General features: G+C 64.9%; 1 protein-coding gene and 2 pseudogenes. 1 reads left to right on the top strand and 2 read right to left on the bottom strand.

Features of this window, described 5'->3' with window-relative positions; translation table 11 throughout:
* Positions 1-378 precede the first annotated feature (378 nt).
* Entirely contained in the window at positions 379-846 is a 468-nt protein-coding gene (gene dut / locus FG154_RS20400; protein ID WP_145111943.1) for a dUTP diphosphatase, read from the top strand.
* A 125-nt stretch (positions 847-971) separates the two neighbouring features.
* Here the strand turns inward: dut and FG154_RS20395 are convergent.
* Together FG154_RS20395 and FG154_RS20390 are read right to left on the bottom strand one after the other, a co-directional pair.
* Positions 972-1,316 (bottom strand): annotated as a pseudogene (locus FG154_RS20395) (integrase core domain-containing protein); the annotation flags it as partial.
* A gap of 284 nt (positions 1,317-1,600) precedes the next feature.
* Positions 1,601-1,719: pseudogene (locus FG154_RS20390) on the bottom strand (IS5/IS1182 family transposase); the annotation flags it as partial.

Here is a 1,719-nt window from a genome sequence, read left to right as displayed (position 1 = left end):
GGCCGACAGCGTGACCAGCTCGTGACGCATGTCGATCATGTCGACCAGGCGCGGCCGGAAGAGGTCGTTCTGCTCGGGTGGACGGGGACGGTGCTTCATGCGGCAGACCGAAATTGCAGGGTTCCGGGCAGAATCCTATGAAATCCTGCAGGCCATGGCGACAGAAACCTCGGGTTTATCGCCTTGGATCAACCGCTTCGCCGTTGTTCAGGCCGGACTCAGGAGGCGCGCGCCGGAGAGGCGGGAAGCGCCACCCCAAGGGGTGCGCAGGCGGGTCCGCAGGACGGCAACACGCGCATGAAACCTGCAGCCTCGCCCGTTGCGCTTTCGATGTCGGGCGGGACATTCTCCCGAAGGCGCTGAATAGGGGGAACGATCGTGGCACTGCAAGTCCAGAGGCTGAGCCCAACCGCATGTCTGCCGGTCCGCGGCTCCGACGAGGCGGCCGGGTATGATCTCGCGGCCTGCCTCAGGGACGAAGCCGGCGCTCCGCGCGGCCGGTTCACCGAGACCGGCACCATCACCCTGCGGCCCGGTGCGCGGGCGCTCATCCCGACCGGCCTTGCCTTCACCGTCCCCGAAGGCACCTACGGGCGCATCGGCCCCCGTTCGGGCCTCGCCCTCAGGCACGGCATCGACACGCTCGCCGGCATCGTGGACCGGGATTACACCGACGAGGTCGGGGTGGTCCTCGTCAACCTCGGGCAGGAGCCCTTTTCCATCGAGCACGGCATGCGCATCGCCCAGCTGGTCATCGAGAGGATCGAGACGCCGGACGTGATCGAGGTCGCGCACCTCTCGCCCACCGTCCGCGGCACCGGCGGCTTCGGCTCGACCGGCGTCTGACCGACGTTGATGATGTGACCGCCTCCCAACGGGACCGGTGTGCCAATGTGGGTCCGCGAAGATTCACAGAGGAGAGCCGTCATGTCAGAGATCACCATGGCCAGGCTCGATCTGGCGAAGAACGGTTAGGTGTTCAGTCCCGGCATTTGGTGGATCGGGTCAAGGATGAATCGTTCCGGCTCTGCGGTTCAGACCTTGCAGATGTATTCGTGGGGTGTGAGCCCGTTCAGGGTCTTCAGCCTGCGTGCAAAGTTGTAGGCTGCCAGGACGTCGACGAGGTGAGTGCGCAGCTAATCGTGGCTATCGTAGTGGAAGCGCTTGACGGTTGCGTCCTTGATCGTGCGGTTCATCCTCTCGACCTGGCCATTGGGCGGGAAAACGATCCCCCGGATCGTTTTCTGCCCCGCCTCACTCCACGGGTGGTTGGGCTTGGTCAGGCGGTGCTCGATCGCGTTGGCTTGGCAGAGTTGGAGGTGACCGTGGCCCCTGTGGTGCCGCGCAAGCCCCGGAAACGGCGAAGCGCATCGGCCGGGAGTAGATGGTGTTCCGGTTCCGGGGCTCCCCAAGTTCGACAGGATCCACCCGAGTCTGGCGTGATTCCGGCTGGTGGCCCGGTCGTTTCAACGGGTTGACCGTCCGCGCGCCGAGGTTTCTTGTAGTTACATGAAATGCGGGCGAAGGAGCAATGCTGCCATTTGGTGGCGTTGTTGCAGAACACCAGCTTGACGCATAGCGCCCCCTTTCCCCCCTGACGTTACGCGACGCGGACGATCTCGGCGGTGCCGGCGTTGAAGCGGTTGATGAGGGCGACGCGGATATGGATTTCGGCGGTCTGGCGGTCGGGGTCCCGCGCCATGATGCGTTCACCGAAGG

It is taken from the genome of Cereibacter sediminicola, from assembly GCF_007668225.1.
Lineage (GTDB): Bacteria > Pseudomonadota > Alphaproteobacteria > Rhodobacterales > Rhodobacteraceae > Cereibacter_A > Cereibacter_A azotoformans.
Note: the sequence above shows the minus strand (reverse complement) of the source record. Positions and strands in the feature narration are given on the sequence as shown.